The organism is Lacrimispora sphenoides, assembly GCF_900105215.1.
In the GTDB taxonomy this organism is placed as follows: Bacteria; Bacillota; Clostridia; order Lachnospirales; family Lachnospiraceae; genus Lacrimispora; species Lacrimispora sphenoides_A.
Window position 1 is genome coordinate 1,773,405 of the sequence record NZ_FOIP01000002.1, and the last position, 18,772, is coordinate 1,792,176.

Genomic DNA, 18,772 nt, shown 5'->3' on the forward strand with positions numbered 1-18,772 from the left:
CCAGCCAGGGCTTTATGAAAGCTCATACAGGCTGTAATACTTTTCTTTCAGGTACTGAATGAAATATTCCGGGGTAAAATCCTCTCCAGTAGTATCTTTTAATATCTCACGGCTGGTTTTCAACTTACCAAACTTGTGGATATGTTCTCTTAAATAATCTCTTATAACATCAAGCTTTCCACTTACAAGAAGCTCGTCAAAATCCATTTCTTTTCTCATATGGTAATATAACTGCGCTCCAAAAGCATTTCCCAGGGCATAAGACGGGAAATAACCGATTAACCCCTGAGACCAGTGGATGTCCTGCAGGATTCCCTCTGATGGATTTTCCGGTCGTACTCCAAGATATTCTTCATATTTATCTGCCCAGATTTCCGGAAGCTTCTTTAAGTCCACATCTTCTTCCATAATCATTTTCTCAATTTCATAGCGAATCATAATATGAAGATTATAGGTAAGTTCGTCGGCCTCTGTCCGGATAAAGCTTGGCTGCACCTTATTGACTGCATCCATAAACTGCTCAATGGAGATTCCCTTTAATTCTTCAGAATAAAGTTCCTGAAGCTTTCCATAAAGAGGGGTCCAGAAAGCCTGGCTGCGGCCGATGATATTCTCAAAAAACCGGGACTGGGATTCATGCATTCCCATGGAGGTCCCCTGCCCTACCGGTGTCTGGGTGATCTCATCACTGATTCCCAGTTCATAAATTCCGTGACCGGCTTCATGGATCACAGAGAACATAGCGTTATCCATCTTCTCACGATAACTGGTCGTAATTCTCACATCGTGATTATGGAGATTTGTCGTAAATGGGTGGGCACTTTCTGAAAGCACACCCTTTGTAAAGTCAAAACCAACATATTCCGCGAGATAGTGTGCCATCTCTCTTTGCTTTTCCTCAGGATAACCGCCTGATAAAAAGGAATCATCAATGTTCTTTCCATTCTCCTTTATTTCTTTTAAAAGGGGAACAATTTCTTCTTTCAGACGGCTGAAAAACTCATCCAAAAGCTCCATATTAAATCCTTTTTCAAACTCATCCAATATAACATCATAAAGCTTCTGGCCTGCCTTCTTCCGGTAAGAAGCAAACTTCTTTTTAAATCCGATTACTTTTTCAAGTGTCGGTGCAAAGGAATCAAAATCTTCCTCTTTTTTTGCCTTTGACCAGATTCTGGCTGCCTCAGCTATGAGCTGGGCATTTTCCCGGTACTCATTTGACGGAATACACACCAATTCTTCTCTGGCTTCCTTTGCTCCCTTGACAATGGCCCGTTCCACATCAGACAGGCTCTTATCTTCCTCGCAGTCGGCAATGGCTTTTTCCATCTCATCCCCTGTTATAACCCTGTAATATTCCTCAGAGAGCGCACCGATTACCCTTGAAGTGTAGGAACCGGCACCTTCCGGTGCAAGAGTTTCATTATCCCATTCAAAAAGAACGAGGGAAGTTTGAAGTGCCATAGTCTTTTCAAGCAAAGAGGACAAAATCTCATAAGATTTGCTCATAATCTGTTTCTCCTTTATTTCTATAAGTAATATACCTAGTATTTGACTCAAAATCAGGGACGCTCTGTATGAGTGTCCCCAGGCAGGATGAAAAAATACTTTTTAAAGCATCATTTTCCGGTGCCAAAAATGGAAGCTTCTTTTATATCAAGGGATTTAAGCCATTTTTTGACTTTTTCCTCCTGATAGGCTTTTGCAGAAAAATCCTCAAGCTCCATATCAATAGGAATATCCATTTTCATGGTCGCCAGGGTTTTAGAAAGCAGGGCCGCCTTTTCCCCGCACAATTCTTCTTCGCTGGTCTTTGTCATCGATTTATAAGGAGAACGGGTGATTCCCAATTCATTTTTCCAGAAATCCTGGAGTGCTTTCAGGCTCTTTTTATCAGACTCAGCCTCGTGAATGGAACGGTATATCTCTTCCACTGTGCCATATTCCCGAAGAAGCGGAGGCGCCGCACTGCTGACTCCCTTTACTCCCGGGATATTATCAGAAGGATCTCCCTGGATTCCCTTTAAATCTGCAATCTGCTCCGGCCGGACACCCTCTTCAATAAGCACCGTGTTAGAGGTATATTCAAAAACCTTTTCAGGAAGGTTGACTTCATCTTTTTTTACACCGTAAAAAGAATAATATTTTTTGTACAGCTCATCCGCTTTCTCCTGCCGTGACTGAACCATCCACGCACGGACATTGTATTCATCGTTTACCAGCTGGAGATAATCGTGGTCCTTAGTCAGAAGGATCATGGAAATCTCCTCCCGGAATTTCATAACCAGGCTTCCGGCATAATCATCCGCTTCATACTGTTCACTTAAAAGCACCTGAAAGCCCACGTCTTTTAAGATCTCTTCCATCAGGACAAACTGGCTCTTTAACGGCTCCGGAGTCACTCCCCGGGTTCCTTTATAATCGGGGTACAGCTCTCTTCGAAATGTATCCCTGGTTTTGTCAAATACAAAGGCTATGTGATCCGGCTGCTGCTTTTTCATCAGAGATACCACCATCTTAAGCATACCGAAAATAGCGTTGGTATAAGTGCCATCCTTTGCATGAAGGATCCTATCATAATGCTTCTGTTTCTCCTCCTCTGACTTTGCAAACATGATCTCCCTTGGTAAAACCGCGTAATAACAGGTCGACAGCATAGAGGAACCGTCAACGACTACAAATTTTCTTTCAGACATGTATTTCTCCATTTCTTCAAATCTTAGCAAAATCAGGTAAAATAATTCTGCAGTTCTATTTCATTTTTCGCGCCCAGGCGTTTCATGACTTCTTTTCGCTCCTGAGCAGATAATCCCTTCCACAGTTTTTGGACGCGAGGGTCCCCAAAACTGATGTATGGTACTCCATTCCGCTCGCATTCATAGGATGACAAGTAGTGATTGAGAGCACTCCATTCCACATAAAACGCATTGATGCTGCGGCTTAAAGAGCTTACTTTTACCATGATCCTTCCTCCCTGATAAATATGTGCTATCCCGATCAGATATTCCCTTCCATTATACTCTGAATTTCCATTTATTCATAGTCCAATCATTAAGTTTTAAAATATAATTTTCCTCAAAAGACGTTGAACTATGTAGCAATAGGCTATATAATACAGATATCAAGAATAAAAAAAAGGGAAGGTACTATCAGAAAATGGAAAAAGAGATCAGATGTCCGTATATTTTATTTAAAATTGCCGGTTCCCTCTATTGCATCAACAGTAAATACATATCAACCATTGTACAGCTGCCAGACTACAGCACAATACCGGCCGCTCCGGCCAATGTGACCGGAATGTTCAAATACCGGAACGAAGTCATACAAATGCTTGACTTACGGATTACTTTTGGACTAAAATCCATTTCCGATGAGTGCAGGGATTTTGAAGATATGATTGATGCCAGAAAACAGGACCACGTTAATTGGGTAAAGGAACTGGAGCGTTTTATTAATGAAGGCGGCTCCTTCCACCTGGCAACAGATCCCCATCAGTGCGCTTTGGGAAAGTGGTATGACAGTTTTAAAACTGACAACCTTACCATCACCAATCATCTGCGCAAAATAGAGGAGCCTCATGAAAAGCTTCATCTGGCTGCCGATGAAGCAGACCGCTGCAAAAAGGACTGCGAAAACTGCCAGAGAGAGGAATGCCTCCTTAAAATTTTAAAACGGGTAAAGGAAGAATCCATGCCGACCATAATCAACCTTTTGGACCAGACAAAGGAATTATTCCGTTCAACGATTTACAAAGAGATGGTTCTTATACTGGATGGCATCAGATGGGGAATCGTGGTTGACGAGATCGTTTCCGTTGAAGAGCTTGATACGATTGCAGGCAGGGATCAGGATCTCATGGTAAGCCATTGTTCCTATATCAATCAGGTAATGGAAAGTCCTAAAAGCGAAGGTCTTATCTTCGAGCTGAACACAAAGTCCTTATCAGCCAAATTAAAAGAACTGGAAGCTGCTTATTAAAAGATGATTCAATATGAAAAGAGCCGGAAAAGTTGCTGTTAAACTTTTCCGGCTCTCCCAGTGAAAGCCCAGGTACTTCCCTGGACTGACCGTTCAGAAGTACTTCTTATTGCCCCACAAATTACTCTTCTTTAAATCCAGATATTCATTGTAGGCCTTTTCCAATATTTGTTTTTCGTTGGAAAACTTTAGAAGATGATACGCTTCATGGAACTTGTAATATCCTGAATCAATAAAATATTCTTCCCGCTGTGGTTTACTGTAATAGCTGTCGGCCATCATTAGATACCAGTGCACATCCTTCTCCACCATATCCTGAGGTGTGTTAAAAGAGTACTGGCTCTTTCCAATGTATTTGATTATGGACGCACTTACGCCTGTCTCTTCCTTTACTTCCCGGAGAGCCGTCTCCTTATACTCTTCACCCGCTTCTACTGTTCCCTTTGGCAAAACCCAACCTTCATACTTATTTTTGTAATTCTTATATAAAACCAGAATTTTACCTCGAAAAATAACCACACCGCCACAACTCGTTGCTTCTATCATTGCAATTCCTCCAGAGTGAAACCGTAACTCCCATGGGAAGCCCGGTTTTGGTGTGTCACACAGACTGGCTCTAGTATACCTCTTTTTGGTTTCATATGCAAGTGCGTAATTATTGTAAACATGTATCATTCTTTTTATTGTTTGGAAAAATATACATCAAAAAGAGCTCTGGCAATCGGAGCCGCTGCCTGCCCGCCTGAGCCGGCCTCTTCTGCAATTACAGTTATAACAACTCTTGGATGCTCTGCCGGAGCAAATCCCACAAACCAAGCATGGGTTTCCTTACCTTTTTCAAATTCCGCAGATCCGGTCTTTCCGGCTACCGTATAGGCATCGGTCCTAAGAGCGGAGCCTGTTCCTTCTGTTACAACATCCCGCATAAACTCGGTTAATTCAGAAGCTTCCACGGCAGTCATTAGACTCGTATAGGACTGAGGCATAAATTTCTTAATGACATCTCCCCCTACGTTCTCCACCCGGTCAATAAAATAAGGCTTCATAAGAGTTCCGCCGTTGGCAATAGCCGCAACAATCATGGCATTATGAATGGGTGTGATCTGAGTCTGGCCCTGGCCAATCGCAGTCTGAAGGATCTGCCACGTATCAGCGCCGCCTCCCATGGTATAAGAGCTTTTGCTGCTTGCAATGGGTAAGGCCAGATCCGTATTAAAGAGAAGCTGGTCCGCAGTATTCTTTAACCCATTTAAGTCCAGCTGCAAACCAAGATTTGAAAATGCTCCGTTGCAGGAATTTGCAAATGCCTGTTCCAGATTTTGGTGTCCATGGACCGTCTCATGGTAACACCGTATGGTATAATCCCCATTTTTATAAATCCCTTTGCAGTCAAAGGTATAATCATTATAATTGGACGGATTTTCCTTTATATATTCCAATGCCGTAATTATCTTAAAGGTGGACCCCGGAGGGTAAAGTCCCTGAGTCGCACGGTTTAATAACTGTGCTGAAGTGTTCTCCTCCGCCACCAGATGACTCCAGTCTTCAGCCAGGGTATTGGGGTTATAATCGGGCTTGGATACCATGGCAAGGATCTTGCCGGTATCCGGCTCCATCACTACCACCGCCCCTTTTCGCTTACCTAAGGCATCATAAGCCGTCTTCTGAAGATCCACGTCAAGAGTAGAGACAACACTGTCCCCCTGATTCTTCTTGCCGGACAGCTCATTTGCCACCTGCTCTACAAGATTTACATGGCTTGTCAGGAGATAGAAATTAGCCAGGGCTTCCAGACCGGTCTTTCCATTGGTGGAATATCCCACCGCATGGGCAAACAGTGAATCATAGGGATAAACTCTAGTTTCCTTTCCCTCTCCGTCCACCTCAGTCCTGGCAAGGATTCTGCCGTCATTGCTGTAGATTTCTCCACGTACCACCCGGTCGGCAAAGCTGTCAAGTCTGGCATTATAAGAATTATTGATCACACTGTCGCTTTTCACAAGCAAAAAGTAACCAAAATAAGCCGCAAGCCCTACAAAAAGTAGTACGACCCCATAGGTAAGTATCAGGATATGGTGATTTGCTTTTGGATTCGGGTTAGCCTTCATATTTTTCTTCTTCCTCTTCATTGCGTTTGAGTATATAAAGTCCCTGGATGATTCCAAAGATGATAAAGGTGCTTAGGATGGAACTTCCTCCATAACTGACCAAAGGAAGCGTTACTCCTGTGGAAGGGATAAATTTCGTTACTCCTCCCACAGTTAAAAATACCTGAATGATATAAATTGTTCCAAGGCCAAATGCAATCAGCTTATAGAATACCGCCTGCATCCGGCTGGCAATCATCATGAACTGCAAAAAGCATCCCAGACAGATGAGAAGGACGCACAGGGCAAAGATGCCCCCCAGCTCCTCCGAAATCGCTGAAAATATAAAATCCTTTTCTACCACCGGGATCCTTCTTGGCATCCCACGGTACAGACCCATACCAAACCAGCCCCCGGTGCCAATGGCAAACAAAGACTGGGTAATCTGGTACCCCTTTCCTGCAATATCCGACCAGGGGTTTAACCATGCCGATACTCTGGTCCTTACATGCCCAAACAGCTGATAGGCCAGCATAGAAGCCAAAGTTCCTCCTCCTGCTCCGGCCAGAAGATACCACCATTTTCCCGTTGCTACAAAGAGCATGAAAACATAAGTTACAAAGAAAATGAGGGCGCTTCCAAGATCTTTGGACGCCACCAGAATGAGCACATGTAGGGCCGCCACCGAGGTGACAATAAGAACCGTCTTCATGCTGGTGGACCGGTAAAACATCGTGGCTATAAAAAAGACATAAATGATCTTTACAAATTCCGTGGGCTGGAAGGAATAACCTCCGAACTCCAGGGAAAGCTGGGCACCGTAACTGCTGGTTCCGGCAAGGCATACAATTCCCAGGAGAAGAATTCCTCCTATTCCATAGATCCATGGAATCTTACTTAGCTGCCATACTCTGTCAATGACAAAGGGGATGGCAAATGTCACCAGAGCCGCGGCAGCAACGATGACAAACTGCTTCATGGCCCGGTCGAAAGAAAGCCTGGTCAGCATAATAAAGCCTATGGTAAGGAGCATGCACATATTATTGACCAGCAGCCTGGATACATTGCGATAAATCAGCCGGTACAGGAAAAGGTAACTGAAAAAGAAAATTACCTGGGCCACGTAAAAAACCAGCATCTTTTCATCCTCTGTCTCCAGCCAGATGACCAAATAGCCAAGCAGATGAATGAGAAACATAGCAAAATTCTGGCGTCTGCAAATCTTCCTTTTCCTGATTTCATCCGAAAAGGAAAAAAAACGAAAATTCAAATATGTGTATAATGCAATCAACAGTATCATCAGATATCTGGAGATGTCAATAATCAAATTAATCATATGTCACCTACTCTACACCGCGTTTGAAATGACCCCTTGTGAATTCTTCAAACGGCAACTTTGCTTCTCTTCCGTTAAGGAATCCGTCAGAAAAGCTTTGTATCACCGCTTTTGTCTGTGCTTTGTTCTCTGTGGTGAACTGAAGCCGTAACCATGAGGGAGATAATCCCTTTACCGCCTCTTCTAAGCCAAGAAGGGAGACGGCCGCTGAATTATAAATAGAATTATAGCAGAAAGTACAATGGTTTTTTACAGGAAATGCTTTCCCCATCCGGTCCTTTAATGTCAAAACAACCGGTGTTTTATCACATTGTTCCATTCCCTGATGCAGGCACTGGGCGGTCACCATCATTGGCAGCCGGCCATATACCAAAAGCTCCCCAGGAACTTTTAGTTTTCCCAAATCCCGGCTGTTTAATTCTACCGGCCAGGTAAGCTCGTCCGCTCCCAGTTCTTTTAGCATCTCCTGAGCATAATTGTTCATCCCATACATTCCATAATCAAATACCAGGGTTCCCTTGACTTCCTTCTCTTTTAAATAACCTGTTTCCTCCAGAGAACGGATCAGAAATCCGTCAAATGCAGCGGCTTTCAACTCCGTTAAATGTTTATCAAAGAACTGTTCTGCCCTGATCCTGAAAATATGAGGCATGGTAAGCATACACTCCTTACCGGCCTTGTGGCATGCCTCCACAGACGCTTTCCATTGTTCCGGCTTAAATTCTGCAGCATCAATATAAATTCTTTTTACATCAGGGCTGATCACCGCTTCTTCCAGGCAATCCGGCCGCTCCAGAGAAACCGTTAGTTTAGGGCCTTCTGAGGCAACTTTTCGGCTATAAACAGCCTCATCTACCGCTTTCACCGGTTCTGCCTGCCTGTTCTCCTTGTAATCTTTAAGAATCTCATATTCCAAGGCTTCCAATCCACGCCTGCGCAGATCATTAAGAGCCTGAACTGGTAAAAATATATTCCCATTTATCTTTATATCAAGATTTTCAAAATAAAAAGGTGTATTTCCGGTTTTATCAAACTGTTTCCTTACCTTTTCCTCTGTTACAGGCTGATTTTGGGCGGTCTGCACGATCTCGCCTGCGACAGCGGCATTATGGCCGCAGGCACTTAACTGCAAAGAGACCATTTGACCTTCTTCCAGAAGCGCGGTTCCAATCACCGGCTCTCTTACCTGTTTTTCTACAAAGTTTTTATCAAGGAAATCAAACAACTCCTGATTGCCTTCCCGAAAAGCAGGCTTTTCTTTCCAGACCACCATATCCCGCCCATTTTGGCGCTTATTGTATCCGTCGGTCTGACCTCCCCGGTCAAATAGATCCAGAAGTATTTTTTTATCCTGCTCTTCGACCCGGTAGCCCTCTCTTCCTTTAGCAAGATAAAGGTCCGCGTACTTTCGGTAAATGCTCACTACTCCAGCCGTATACCTTGGACTCTTCATTCTTCCTTCGATTTTCATGGAATAAACTCCGGCTTCTATCATGTCCGGTATGATATCCAAAGTGCTCAAATCCTTGAGGCTGAGGCAATAACGGTCATCTCTTCCTCCAAGAACCTGTCCTTCCCGCTTCACCTCGTAGGGCAGGCGGCAGGTTTGGGCACATCTTCCCCTGTTTCCACTTCGCCCTCCTATGAGGCTGCTGAATAAGCATTGACCGGAATAGCAGTAGCACAATGCGCCGTGTACAAAACTCTCGATCTCCACATCCACCTGATCACGGATCTTTGCAATTTCCTTCAAGGATAATTCCCTGGCAGTAACCACCCGGTCAGCTCCTAAGTCTTTTAAAATCCTCGCTCCATAAGCGCCGGTAATGGTCATCTGAGTACTTGCATGAATGGGAAGTTCCGGAAAATTCTCCCGGATAAACCGGAAGGTTCCCATATCCTGTACGATGACTGCATCCAGGCCCTGCCTGTAATATGGAACAAGATAATCGTAAAGCTCCCCTATCTCCTGCTCCTTCATCAGCGTATTAACGGTCATGTACAGTTTTCGCCCATGAAGATGGACGTAATCAATGGCTTCCAGCAGCTTATCCTCTTCGGGATTTTCCGCAAAAGCCCTTGCCCCAAACCGGCTGCCGCCCATATAGACCGCATCGGCGCCTGCCGCCACCGCTGCCTTCATACTTTCAAATGATCCTGCCGGAGCAAGAATTTCAACTGCTTTCTTCACAAGTTCCTCCTGTTTGCCCTTTATTGATGAAAGAGAGGATGTCACGGCCCTGCCGCCCAACATCCCCTCCTGACTTACTCTTTCTTACCGGAATCCGCAGATTTCCTGGTTTCCACCAGTTCCAGCTTTGCCGACTCAAGCTTCATCTGAGTGGCCACAAGCTCATGCTTTAAGCTATAAATCTCCTTTTCCATCTCCGCTTTCTGCTGCTCCAGTCTGGCGGTCTGTTCTCTGGCCTTGAAGTAATCATCCGCCATATTTAACTGAATCATGATATTTTGATATTCTGCGCTTTGCTTCGTAAACCCTTCCTGATGCTTCAGCGTTATAATCATCTCATTGATATAGCTTGCCAGGCGGTGGATATAACTTTCTTCCTCACTTCCGCCCAAAGCATAAATCTTGCCATCTATTAAAACTTCTGTACTGCGTTTGGAATCCATGCTGTTCTCTCCCTGTTTCATTTGCTCCTTTTTACTATAACATATTTTGTGCAGATAGAAAAGCCCTGCCTGCATACCTTTATGTCCAAAAAGTACGGCTAACTAATAGGAAAGTTCTAAAATTCATGCAGATTATGAACCCAGGGAGATTCCAAGATGTTTATATGCCCGTTCCGTGGCAACACGCCCTCTGGAGGTGCGGTTTATAAAACCGTTCATCAGAAGATATGGTTCATAAACATCTTCCAGCGTCCCGGCATCCTCTCCCAGAGAAGCAGCCAGGGTATCCAGTCCTACCGGACCTCCGGCAAATTTTTCAATCATTGTGGTCAGGATCGCCCGGTCATTATAATCCAGGCCAAACTTATCCACATCCAGAATGTCCAGGGCAAAATCCGCCACTTCTTTTGTAATAATACCGTTGTATTTTACCTGGGCGAAATCCCGGACTCTCTTTAACAGGCGGTTGGCCAGCCTGGGGGTTCCTCTGGACCGCTTGGCAATCTCTGCTGCCCCTTCTTCCTCGATTTCCACCTGTAAGACTCTGGCAGAACGGCAAACAATAATCTTTAGCTCCTGGGGCGTATAAAATTCCAGCTTCTGCACCACACCGAATCTGTCTCTTAACGGAGCGGTTAAAAGCCCCGCTCTGGTAGTCGCTCCCACCAATGTGAATTTAGGAAGATCCAGTCTTATGGATCTGGCAGAAGAATCCTTTCCCAGCATGATATCTATGGCAAAATCTTCCATGGCTGGATACAAAACCTCTTCTACCTGGCGGTTTAAGCGGTGGATCTCATCCACAAACAGCACATCCCCTTCCTGGAGATTGTTCAGTATGGCGGCCATCTCTCCTGGTTTTTCAATTGCAGGTCCTGATGTAACCTTCATGTTAACTCCCATTTCATTGGCTATGATCCCTGAAAGAGTCGTCTTTCCCAGGCCGGGAGGCCCGTAAAATAAAACATGATCCAGGGATTCCCCCCTGGCTTTGGCGGCATCAATGTATACTTTTAAATTGGTACGTATCTTTTCCTGTCCAATATACTCAGCAAGACACATGGGCCTTAAGTTTGGTTCTATTCTTTTATCTTCTTCTGTTATCTCTGTGGTTATAATTCTACGTTCCATCTCTGCCTTTACCCGTTATTTTATATAAATGCCAGATGCTTTAAGGAGGCCTTAAGAACATCTTCCACCGTCATGGATTCCGTTACTTCCACCTGACGAACCGCCTTGCCCGCCTCAACTGAGGAATATCCCAGAGCAGCCAGTGCTTCCATGGCTTCTCCTGCCACCCCGCCGCCGGATAAAACAGGCCCGTTCCCCTGCTCCACAAATCCGGAAGGGAGAATTCCAGCGATGTCAATCTTATCTTTTAAATCCAATATAATCCTCTGAGCAGTCTTTACTCCTACCCCCGGCGCTTTGGATATGGCTTTGGCATCTCCTGAAACAATGGCCCTTCTTAAATCATCCGGGTCAAGGGCAGAAAGAATTCCCAAGGCTCCTTTGGGGCCAATCCCGTTCACACTTATGAGCTGCTTAAACATCTGCAGATCCTGACGGTTTAAGAAACCGTAGAGGCACATGGCATCCTCTCTTACCTGAAAATATGTATACAATTTTGTCTCTACGCCAATTCCCGGCATATTTTGAATCACGGATATGGGAACATGTATCTCATATCCCACGTTCCCGCTCTCTATAACAACGATATCTTCAAATATTTCAACCAATGGCCCTTTTACGAAAGAAATCACGACCTCTGTCTCCTTTTGTTATGCTGGAAATCTAATCTATATTATTTATCATAGCATACAGCCTGTTCTTATGCAAGCGGATAGTCGAACAAATATTCTGTTTCCGTTGACGGACCGGCGCCAATCCGCTATAATATTGGGAGAGAAATTACCCTGCGGGTATCCCCATACACCCGGTAAAGCGGGGTTTGCCCTGTTCAAAAAACATGGACAGTACTAAGGAAAGGGCGGAATCATACATGATCACCTTACAGAAAACCATTGCATTTCATGAGACATATCCCTTTGACCGGATCGGCCGGAAAGAGGATCTGCTGTTCTTTGATATAGAAACCACAGGCTTCTCCGGGGAGTATTCTACCCTTTATCTGATCGGATGTGTTTATTACAGAAACGGCTGTTGGAACCTGGTCCAGTGGTTCGCTGACACCCTGGATTCGGAAAAAGAACTGCTGGAAACCTTTTTTAAATTCTTAGAAAATTTTACCACAGTCATACATTTTAACGGGGATGGTTTCGATATTCCCTATCTTTTGAAGCGATGCCTTGCCCATGGCATGTCTTATAATTTTTCCGGTGTAGATAGCCTGGATATTTACAAAAAAATACGCCCTTACCGGGGAATTCTTGGACTTCCTTCCATGAAACAAAAAGCCATTGAGGAGTTTTTAAAAGTAGAGCGGAAGGATCTTTATTCCGGCGGGCAGTTGATCGAAGTTTATAAAGATTATCTTATCTCCCATGATAAATTTCTATTTGATCTTTTAATATTACATAATGAAGATGATTTAAAAGGAATGCCATTAATCCTCCCTATATTGAATTACCCGGACTTTTTAGGGCACAGCTTTCTCCTTGAACATCAGGAGTTTTTAAGCCAGGAAGACATCTTCGGCCGGGAGTTCCACTCTTTACGGCTCACCTGCAAAAATGGCTTTGCCGTTCCCGTTGGATTTTCCAAATCCAATTCCCTGGTCTCCATGGAAGCGGATGGAGAACACCTGACCATAACCATAGACCTCTATGAGGGTGAATTGAAATATTTTTATCCAGATTATAAAAATTACTATTATCTGATTTATGAAGACAAGGCCATTCACAAAAGCGTGGCGGAATACGTGGATAAGGAAGCCCGGATAAAAGCTACGGCTAAGACATGCTATACCCGCAGGGCCGGCTGTTATCTTCCCCAGTTTACCTCCTTGTGGACACCCTGCCTGCAAATGGAATTCAAGGATAAGATCACTTATGTTTCCTATGAACCGGACTTCTTTGAGGATGGCGAAAAGCTTCGAATTTACGTCCGTCACCTGTTGGATTCCCTGTGCCGTTAATTTAGAATCGTTTTCCCCGGTTTCCGGCACTTTAGCGAATGCTTTCTGGGCACGCATTTTATAGCTTTTGTTTAAATCAATGTTGAATATTTGGATGTTTTAAGGGAAGCCAAATGACTTCCCTTAAATTATATCTAAAACTTTATTTTTCTTATTCTCCAAATGACTCCTGTGTTTGGTAAATAAATATTTTGCATATCTAAGTCAGCGATCGCCATATCCGATATATACATGGAATGATCAGGTCCGAAAACAACATCAGTGGGCCTGCTTAGCCCTCTTTCTTCCGGAAATCCTGATTTGTTGATAGCAAATGTCGCTATTTCTCCATTAACAACATTAACTTTCAATACCCTATGTCCTACACCTGAACGTATATCGCCAAGCTCTTCGTATTGGATTCCACCGAAACATGCAATGTAAATATCGCCAATCAGTCCAAAATCTGATGACTCGTTAAAATCAAATCCCATTATATTGGATCCAGACGGAAAAACTGCAATTGGTGTGGGCGGTACCGATGGAATGGTATGAAGTAATGGTTCTGGTTTTCTGCCTCTGATCGGCGTAAACCTGGGTAATGTTACAGGAACTCCTCCTGTGTAATCTGGCCAGCCATACCACGCACCTATATTTAACAAATGTAATTCATCTAATGCATTGGCAATCGGTCTGCTTCCTCTTGGATCCATTCCCTGGTTTGATATGATCAGCCGTTTCAAGGCATCAAATTTCATACAGAACGGATTACGAAGCCCCCATGCAACCTGTTCTATATCAGATCCATCCATATTTGCCCTTAATACACTGCCAGAGGCTAAAGTTCTGCCTTCTTTTACTTGATATTGTTGAATATTGGGAACTCCAAAAGGGGAAAAAGCTCCGGTAACAGCCGTCCCCATGGCTGGTATCAATACATTTTTAGTTTCAAAATTAGTGTAGTTAAGAAATATATAGGAACCTGGATAATCATGTAAATGAGGATGCTCAAGAACCCAGCTATTATCCAGTCCTACTACACCGGAATTCGTTATTGTTCCCTGTCCAAAATATATTTTCTCATCAATACCAAATTCGACACGGTTGTTGCTAAAGTCTCCATTGCTTGGCAAGCCACTTATAATATCCTGTCTTGTACCATCCGGACTAAGAACTGTTACAACGCCTTTATGCGATACATATATATATCCATTTTTATAATTGATACCAGTTATGGGGACATTAAAGCCATCGGCTACAACATCTATATTTCCATTGCTAATACGCATAACTTTAGGATTCATTGTAGCCATTCCGGAGTCAGCAATTAACATATCACCCTTTTCTGTAAAAACCATACCAATAGGTGCATTTAATCCCTGAGCAAATACTTCTATTTGATAACCTACAGGTACACTTATTCTATCTGGATCAAGCTCCCTCTGTTTATATGGAGCTTGCTGCATGCATGACCTCTGTAAGAGCTTGTTTACAGCGAAATTCACTTTAAATCTCCGCTTATATTATTCTTTACAATATATGATAAATATAAATATAAAGTGATCGATCTGTACATGATATTCATCGGTAGGATTTCCGGATTTTGCCGGCCTTCCAAAAGATTCACAACCAAGCCTATTGGATTTAAATTTCAGTATGAAAAATCAAACGATCAGCTTTATACTGATCGTTAGTAATTTTTGCATATTCATTTTTATCTTTGCCATATACCTATCGTTAAAATTTTTATTCCAATAAAGATGCTTTAAATATCTCTTGCAAAAGAGATTCTGGTATCTCCTGGTCGATATATATTTGCAGCATACCTTTAGGTGTTATTTGGAACTCTTTCAATTCCTTTTTATATTGCAATATTGATTTTGCTTCAATGTTTATGTGATCCTTAAATGGAATTAACCTTATAAATTTATCCTCAATATAATAACTTGGTAATTTGGCCCATAATTTTTCTTTCACATTTTCATGGACGCTGCTAATAATTAAATTTCGTAAAATATGAAATAGTTCTATTATTTCTTTCCTGTATTGGTCAATGTAATTCTTTACATCGTCATTCATTCACCCTACTCCCATCATTTTCATAAGTATTTATAAATACGTTTCGTTCAAGGATAAGAATGATTCACTTAAATCCCTATATTATATGAACTAGTAATCTCCTTTTTCCAATAAATGTCTGATATAAGAAAATGTCCTTTGCTCCCCTTGGTTTTTTAACATCAAAAGAAGCTCCTCCAACAAATTCCTTGTCTCAGGGGCAATGACCATGTAGCTTTTCGCGTGCATGTAATATTCCCAGGGCGATGCATCGGTGTAATCCCTGCCCTTATAAGTTTTCGATGCTGCAATCCGGTCCATCATCATTTCGATGACATAATTTAGTGGCATCTTATGGCCTACCAGACCCTCCGACATATCTGTGGTAAAGTCAATCCAGTATTCGTAGTGATGCTTGTTGCGGCCTTTATGATGGAGCCAGGCTCTAGAAAAACCCTTGTCCTCTCTTTCCGCAGCATTGGGGCTTCTTGTCCCCTGGTAATAAAGAACGCCTGGAACAAACTCTTCCAGACTGTATTTTGACAAATCATGAAGCAGTCCCTGCTTAACAAGACCCACACGAAAACAGTTTTTCATGACTCTGATCTTATGTATATTGATCGTGCATAAATGACCCCAAAAATTCATAAATTTCATTGCATTCACCTTTTTATCCTTGCAAAAGAATCTTTTCCCATTTTACCACAAATTTCTCGGATTTCGCCACTTATTTCCCCTTTATTTTTTAAAGAAGAATTCTTGATTTTTAAGACGGAAAACGTTTGACACCTCTCCCTTTTTATGCTATTCTTAGGGAGGTTACAGATATCCTGTAACAGTACAATTTTTTATTCATTTTGGAGGTATCATAATGAAAGGTACAGTTAAGTGGTTTAACAACCAAAAGGGTTACGGATTTATTTCCGACGAACAGGGTAACGATGTATTTGTTCACTACTCAGGTCTTAGCATGGACGGCTTCAAATCCTTAGATGAAGGCGCTGGGGTAGAGTTCGATGTTGTAGACGGAGCTAAAGGACCACAGGCTACAAACGTTACCAAATTATAATCATTGACTCATCAGTGTACCTTTTTTCAATATAGGAAGAAGTTATATTGTTTCACATGATTACGATTAGAGCCATCCAGTGGATGGCTCTTTTTGATGTCCTTGTCTTATGACTTATCGCGAAGACTTTCTAAATCTTCTACTGTAAATTCATAATTTTTATTACAGAAATGGCAGTTCACCTCAATGCTCTTTCCTTCGTCAATCATTTCCTGAAGTTCTTTCCTTCCAATGCTGATCAGGGCTTTTTCCACCCTGGCTTTATCACAATTGCAATAAAAGTGGGTAGGAACCTGCTCCATCAGTTCCAGGCCAAACTCTCCGAGGATATGTTCAAGGATCATCTCCGGTGTATTTCCCTGATCTAACAGATCTGTGATTGAAGTAATTTCTCCCAGCTTTTTCTCCAGTCCTCCAATGATCTCCTCAGAGGCTCCCGGCAAGAGCTGGATGATAAAGCCGCCGGCCTGTTTTACGGTATTGTCCCTGTTCATTAAGACGCCCAATGCCACCGATGAAGGTGTTTGCTCAGAAGAAGCATAGTAATAAGTCAGATCTTCTGCAATCTCACCGCCCACCAGTATGGTCTGTCCAACGTAAGGTTCCTTGAGTCCGATATCTTTAATTACACTTAACACTCCCTCACCTACTGCACCGCCTACATCCAGCTTTCCTGCCTGGTTGGGAGGAAGCATGACGCCAGGGTTGTAAACATAGCCTTTTACATTTCCTTTTGAATCTGCTGTCACCGTAAGACCTTCCATAGGGCCGCTTCCCTGGATCTTTAGGGTCAGTAAATCATCTTCCCCCTTCATCATAATGCCCATCATGCTTCCCGCAGTTAAAAGCCTGCCTAAGGCAGCCGTAGCGATAGGGCTTGTATTATGAGCTTGTCTTGCCTGTTCTACCAGTTCTCTGGTAGTAGCCGCAAAAGCACGGATCTGATGATCCCCTGCCGTAGCTCTGACAATATAATCAGCCATTTTATAATTCCTTTCCGCGCTCTCTTGCTATGATATAAATTCTTTCACTGGTATCCTTTACGGGAGCTTTGGTAAAAGCATCAAAAGCTGCCACAAAATCCATGCCGGCCTCTTTTATCGCCATCTTTACCTCCTCCAGAGAATATGCTCTTTGATAATGATTTTCCGTATATTTCCGGTATAAGTCTTCCTCCTGCCTGATAAACAGGGATAGGTCATATTCATTGATCCTGGATTCCTTATCATAATAATTATCCCAGATAAAGCTGCATTCCTCCCGGTCCTCCGCAATGGTAGAGTCCCCCATAAGGGTTTCATATTTATATATGGTGTTCAGATCAAATATAAAAATTCCTCCTGGATCCAGATAATTGTTTACCAACCTGAAAACTTCCGCCAAATCCTCATATTCCAGAATATAGTTCATACAGTCACAAATGCTTATAACAGCCCGCACCGTGCCATAAAGCTCAAATTCCCTCATATCCTGCATAAGATAAAGGATGTCCTTTTCTGACTTTTCCCGCTTTTCCATGGCTATCTGCAGCATGTCTTCGGAGTTGTCCACTCCGATCATATCATACCCCCGGTCTGCAAGAAGCTCCGTAAGGCTTCCCGTACCACATCCCAGGTCAAGAATCAAGCCATCCCTGATTCCATATTCATTCAACAGACCAGTCACGTATTCACACCAGTCCTTATACGGAATATTGTCCATAAACCGGTCATAGACCTCTGCAAAGCTAGTGTACGCTTCCATTCACAGTTTCCTCTCTCTTGTCCATGCTTTTCGGGCATTATTAAGGTATCCAAAAACAAAGCAGGTAACTCATAAAGAGGTACCTGCCTTCCTGTCTCTTTATCCTGCTGCCATGGCAGCATTGGATTACTGGTTGGATCCGCAGCACTTTTTATATTTCTTGCCGCTGCCGCATGGACATGGATCGTTTCTTCCAACCTTTGCTCCCTTAACAATGGTTCCAGAAGCTTTCTGCTTTTTATAAAGCTCTTTTTTCGTTTCTTCTGACAGTATTGCCTCCCACTCAGGAAGACTATACAGCCATTCTGCTTTAGCCTCTACCATATTATAATACAGCTTTTCCGGATCGATCTCTATTTTTACCACGGTCTGCTCGTCCATGGTCTCAATAGGATTCTCATATCCCTTTAAGCTTTCATTAATTCCATCTAAAAATCCGGTCATTGTCTGGACATCTGTACCATATCTCTTTGCCAGATCCTCTACCGTTCCCTCTACCGCTTCTTCTGGTTTGGAAAGAATATGCTCATAGATTCCCTTTTCTACTTTGAAATACTCGGTCCATAATTCTTCTTTTCCTTTATCATCCAGCCCATCGCCGTATGCCAAGTTTCTCCAATTTTCTAAAATAGCCATGTTCAAACCATCCTTTTGTCTGTTATTCTCATGAAGGCAATGAGCCAAGATCAAGCGAGCCTGACTTTGGCAGCTGCCAACGGAGTCAAATGGCCCCCAGCTTGCTGCGAGGTATTTGACTTCCAGTAGTACTCCAACAAACAGTATATAACATC

General features: G+C 43.0%; 19 protein-coding genes. 3 read left to right on the forward strand and 16 right to left on the reverse strand.

Annotated features, from left to right (window positions below; translation table 11 throughout):
- Positions 1-12 precede the first annotated feature (12 nt).
- The 3 genes from BMW45_RS24940 to BMW45_RS24950 form a co-directional block, all read right to left on the reverse strand.
- Positions 13-1,509: a carboxypeptidase M32 gene (locus tag BMW45_RS24940; RefSeq protein ID WP_092250277.1), complete on the reverse strand. Its 1,497-nt coding sequence runs from the start codon at positions 1,507-1,509 to the stop codon at positions 13-15.
- Between the two features lie 110 nt (positions 1,510-1,619).
- Positions 1,620-2,696 (reverse strand): 5'-3' exonuclease, encoded by a 1,077-nt coding sequence (locus BMW45_RS24945; protein ID WP_092250279.1) that lies wholly within the window; start codon positions 2,694-2,696, stop codon positions 1,620-1,622.
- A 32-nt stretch (positions 2,697-2,728) separates the two neighbouring features.
- Complete coding sequence (locus tag BMW45_RS24950; RefSeq protein ID WP_092250281.1) at positions 2,729-2,962, reverse strand: hypothetical protein; 234 nt, start codon at positions 2,960-2,962, stop codon at positions 2,729-2,731.
- A 194-nt stretch (positions 2,963-3,156) separates the two neighbouring features.
- On the opposite strand from BMW45_RS24950, the gene BMW45_RS24955 reads away from it, so the two are divergent.
- On the forward strand, positions 3,157-3,978 hold the full coding sequence (locus BMW45_RS24955; protein WP_092250283.1) for a CZB domain-containing protein: 822 nt from the start codon (positions 3,157-3,159) through the stop codon (positions 3,976-3,978).
- 93 nt (positions 3,979-4,071) lie between these two features.
- Here BMW45_RS24955 and BMW45_RS24960 read toward each other — a convergent pair whose 3' ends face one another.
- The 7 genes from BMW45_RS24960 to ruvA form a co-directional block, all read right to left on the reverse strand.
- Positions 4,072-4,524 carry an NUDIX hydrolase gene (locus tag BMW45_RS24960; protein WP_002603763.1) on the reverse strand — a complete coding sequence of 151 codons (453 nt, stop codon included), beginning with the start codon at positions 4,522-4,524 and terminating at the stop codon, positions 4,072-4,074.
- A 134-nt stretch (positions 4,525-4,658) separates the two neighbouring features.
- Positions 4,659-6,086, reverse strand: coding sequence for a peptidoglycan D,D-transpeptidase FtsI family protein (locus BMW45_RS24965; protein ID WP_330390887.1), 1,428 nt, complete (start codon positions 6,084-6,086; stop codon positions 4,659-4,661).
- Positions 6,076-7,401 carry an FtsW/RodA/SpoVE family cell cycle protein gene (locus BMW45_RS24970; protein WP_092250287.1) on the reverse strand — a complete coding sequence of 442 codons (1,326 nt, stop codon included), beginning with the start codon at positions 7,399-7,401 and terminating at the stop codon, positions 6,076-6,078. The genes BMW45_RS24965 and BMW45_RS24970 overlap by 11 nt, the downstream gene beginning before the upstream one ends.
- A gap of 7 nt (positions 7,402-7,408) precedes the next feature.
- Positions 7,409-9,544: a U32 family peptidase gene (locus tag BMW45_RS24975; protein WP_242883323.1), complete on the reverse strand. Its 2,136-nt coding sequence runs from the start codon at positions 9,542-9,544 to the stop codon at positions 7,409-7,411.
- 122 nt (positions 9,545-9,666) lie between these two features.
- Positions 9,667-10,035 carry a cell division protein ZapA gene (locus BMW45_RS24980; RefSeq protein ID WP_025233336.1) on the reverse strand — a complete coding sequence of 123 codons (369 nt, stop codon included), beginning with the start codon at positions 10,033-10,035 and terminating at the stop codon, positions 9,667-9,669.
- Between the two features lie 132 nt (positions 10,036-10,167).
- On the reverse strand, positions 10,168-11,166 hold the full coding sequence (gene ruvB, locus BMW45_RS24985) for a Holliday junction branch migration DNA helicase RuvB (RefSeq protein WP_092250291.1): 999 nt from the start codon (positions 11,164-11,166) through the stop codon (positions 10,168-10,170).
- Between the two features lie 20 nt (positions 11,167-11,186).
- The gene (ruvA, locus tag BMW45_RS24990) at positions 11,187-11,798 is read right to left on the reverse strand and encodes a Holliday junction branch migration protein RuvA (protein WP_092250293.1); all 612 of its coding nucleotides are present in this window, start codon (positions 11,796-11,798) and stop codon (positions 11,187-11,189) included.
- 239 nt (positions 11,799-12,037) lie between these two features.
- On the opposite strand from ruvA, the gene BMW45_RS24995 reads away from it, so the two are divergent.
- Entirely contained in the window at positions 12,038-13,132 is a 1,095-nt protein-coding gene (locus tag BMW45_RS24995) for a ribonuclease H-like domain-containing protein (RefSeq protein WP_092250295.1), read from the forward strand.
- A 134-nt stretch (positions 13,133-13,266) separates the two neighbouring features.
- On the opposite strand, the gene BMW45_RS25000 is transcribed toward BMW45_RS24995, so the two are convergent.
- The 3 genes from BMW45_RS25000 to BMW45_RS25010 all read right to left on the reverse strand — a co-directional run bounded on the left by BMW45_RS25000 (position 13,267) and on the right by BMW45_RS25010 (position 15,826).
- On the reverse strand, positions 13,267-14,577 hold the full coding sequence (locus tag BMW45_RS25000) for a PQQ-dependent sugar dehydrogenase (protein WP_166433469.1): 1,311 nt from the start codon (positions 14,575-14,577) through the stop codon (positions 13,267-13,269).
- A gap of 280 nt (positions 14,578-14,857) precedes the next feature.
- Complete coding sequence (locus BMW45_RS25005) at positions 14,858-15,190, reverse strand: DUF1801 domain-containing protein (RefSeq protein WP_092250298.1); 333 nt, start codon at positions 15,188-15,190, stop codon at positions 14,858-14,860.
- Between the two features lie 90 nt (positions 15,191-15,280).
- Positions 15,281-15,826 carry a DUF5662 family protein gene (locus BMW45_RS25010; RefSeq protein WP_092250300.1) on the reverse strand — a complete coding sequence of 182 codons (546 nt, stop codon included), beginning with the start codon at positions 15,824-15,826 and terminating at the stop codon, positions 15,281-15,283.
- Between the two features lie 214 nt (positions 15,827-16,040).
- Here BMW45_RS25010 and BMW45_RS25015 point away from each other — a divergent pair, with 214 nt between their 5' ends.
- Positions 16,041-16,238, forward strand: a complete 198-nt coding sequence (locus BMW45_RS25015; protein ID WP_092250302.1) for a cold-shock protein — start codon at positions 16,041-16,043, stop codon at positions 16,236-16,238.
- 107 nt (positions 16,239-16,345) lie between these two features.
- Here the strand turns inward: BMW45_RS25015 and hslO are convergent, their stop codons facing one another.
- From hslO to BMW45_RS25030, 3 genes are all read right to left on the reverse strand, one after another.
- On the reverse strand, positions 16,346-17,221 hold the full coding sequence (hslO, locus tag BMW45_RS25020; RefSeq protein WP_092250305.1) for an Hsp33 family molecular chaperone HslO: 876 nt from the start codon (positions 17,219-17,221) through the stop codon (positions 16,346-16,348).
- Position 17,222: 1 nt separating this feature from the next.
- Positions 17,223-17,981, reverse strand: coding sequence for a class I SAM-dependent DNA methyltransferase (locus BMW45_RS25025; protein ID WP_092250308.1), 759 nt, complete (start codon positions 17,979-17,981; stop codon positions 17,223-17,225).
- Positions 17,982-18,107: 126 nt separating this feature from the next.
- Positions 18,108-18,617, reverse strand: coding sequence for an SEC-C metal-binding domain-containing protein (locus BMW45_RS25030; RefSeq protein ID WP_092250311.1), 510 nt, complete (start codon positions 18,615-18,617; stop codon positions 18,108-18,110).
- Positions 18,618-18,772: the final 155 nt, after the last annotated feature.

What these genes read in the sequence shown, in the direction of transcription:
- BMW45_RS25030 (WP_092250311.1), bottom strand. Translation starts at nt 18,617, where the DNA reads ATGGCTATTTTAGAAAATTGGAGAAACTTGGCATACGGCGATGGGCTG.
- BMW45_RS25010 (WP_092250300.1), bottom strand. Translation starts at nt 15,826, where the DNA reads ATGAAATTTATGAATTTTTGGGGTCATTTATGCACGATCAATATACAT.
- BMW45_RS24945 (WP_092250279.1), bottom strand. Translation starts at nt 2,696, where the DNA reads ATGTCTGAAAGAAAATTTGTAGTCGTTGACGGTTCCTCTATGCTGTCG.
- BMW45_RS24995 (WP_092250295.1), top strand. Translation starts at nt 12,038, where the DNA reads ATGATCACCTTACAGAAAACCATTGCATTTCATGAGACATATCCCTTT.
- BMW45_RS25005 (WP_092250298.1), bottom strand. Translation starts at nt 15,190, where the DNA reads ATGAATGACGATGTAAAGAATTACATTGACCAATACAGGAAAGAAATA.
- ruvB (WP_092250291.1), bottom strand. Translation starts at nt 11,166, where the DNA reads ATGGAACGTAGAATTATAACCACAGAGATAACAGAAGAAGATAAAAGA.
- BMW45_RS24970 (WP_092250287.1), bottom strand. Translation starts at nt 7,401, where the DNA reads ATGATTAATTTGATTATTGACATCTCCAGATATCTGATGATACTGTTG.
- BMW45_RS25015 (WP_092250302.1), top strand. Translation starts at nt 16,041, where the DNA reads ATGAAAGGTACAGTTAAGTGGTTTAACAACCAAAAGGGTTACGGATTT.
- BMW45_RS24960 (WP_002603763.1), bottom strand. Translation starts at nt 4,524, where the DNA reads ATGATAGAAGCAACGAGTTGTGGCGGTGTGGTTATTTTTCGAGGTAAA.
- BMW45_RS25025 (WP_092250308.1), bottom strand. Translation starts at nt 17,981, where the DNA reads ATGGAAGCGTACACTAGCTTTGCAGAGGTCTATGACCGGTTTATGGAC.
- BMW45_RS24940 (WP_092250277.1), bottom strand. Translation starts at nt 1,509, where the DNA reads ATGAGCAAATCTTATGAGATTTTGTCCTCTTTGCTTGAAAAGACTATG.
- BMW45_RS24980 (WP_025233336.1), bottom strand. Translation starts at nt 10,035, where the DNA reads ATGGATTCCAAACGCAGTACAGAAGTTTTAATAGATGGCAAGATTTAT.
- BMW45_RS24975 (WP_242883323.1), bottom strand. Translation starts at nt 9,544, where the DNA reads ATGAAGGCAGCGGTGGCGGCAGGCGCCGATGCGGTCTATATGGGCGGC.
- BMW45_RS24965 (WP_330390887.1), bottom strand. Translation starts at nt 6,086, where the DNA reads ATGAAGGCTAACCCGAATCCAAAAGCAAATCACCATATCCTGATACTT.
- BMW45_RS24950 (WP_092250281.1), bottom strand. Translation starts at nt 2,962, where the DNA reads ATGGTAAAAGTAAGCTCTTTAAGCCGCAGCATCAATGCGTTTTATGTG.
- BMW45_RS24955 (WP_092250283.1), top strand. Translation starts at nt 3,157, where the DNA reads ATGGAAAAAGAGATCAGATGTCCGTATATTTTATTTAAAATTGCCGGT.
- BMW45_RS25000 (WP_166433469.1), bottom strand. Translation starts at nt 14,577, where the DNA reads ATGCAGCAAGCTCCATATAAACAGAGGGAGCTTGATCCAGATAGAATA.
- hslO (WP_092250305.1), bottom strand. Translation starts at nt 17,221, where the DNA reads ATGGCTGATTATATTGTCAGAGCTACGGCAGGGGATCATCAGATCCGT.